Source organism: Prevotella conceptionensis 9403948, assembly GCF_000312305.1.
Classification (GTDB): Bacteria; Bacteroidota; Bacteroidia; order Bacteroidales; family Bacteroidaceae; genus Prevotella; species Prevotella conceptionensis.
In genome coordinates, this window is record NZ_HE999451.1 from 114218 (window position 1) to 114984 (window position 767).

The following is a 767-nucleotide window of genomic DNA, read 5'->3' on the forward strand; positions in this document are numbered from 1 at the left end:
GAAGAAAACCCTGCGTGGCATCATCGCCGACGTTATCAAGAGTGTGGGTATGGCCCGCGCTTGCGAATTCCTCGATGGTATCAAGAACTTGGGTTACCGCATGGCATACGTTGCCGGACTGTCGTTCAACCTTGACGACATCATCATTCCTAAAGAGAAAGAGGAGATTGTTGAGCGCGGTCACGAGGAAGTACGCCAAATTACCGAGAACTATAACATGGGTTTCATTACCGATACCGAACGCTATAACCAAGTAATCGACACGTGGACACACGTAAACAACGACTTGGGTAATGTGCTGATGAAAGAGATGACCGAGGCCGACCAAGGCTTTAACGCCGTGTTCATGATGCTCGACTCGGGTGCCCGTGGTTCGAAAGACCAGATTAAGCAGCTCTCTGGTATGCGTGGTCTGATGGCCAAGCCGCAAAAGGCTGGTGCCGAAGGACAACAGATTATCGAGAACCCCATCCTCTCTAACTTCAAAGAGGGTATGTCGGTGTTGGAATACTTCATTTCTTCGCACGGCGCCCGTAAGGGTCTTGCCGACACGGCCATGAAAACGGCCGATGCAGGATACCTCACACGCCGTTTGGTTGACGTGTCGCACGACGTGATTATCAACGAGGAAGACTGCGGAACGCTGCGCGGGCTTGTTTGCACCGCCCTTAAAAACGGCGATGAGATTATATCTACGCTTTACGAGCGCATCCTCGGTCGCGTTTCTGTACACGACATCATCCATCCCACAACGGGCGAACTGATCA

Annotated in this window: 1 pseudogene; it reads left to right on the forward strand. The window is 51.9% G+C overall.

Annotated features, from left to right (window positions below):
• Positions 1 to 767 (forward strand): annotated as a pseudogene (locus tag BN93_RS13040) (DNA-directed RNA polymerase subunit beta'); the annotation flags it as partial.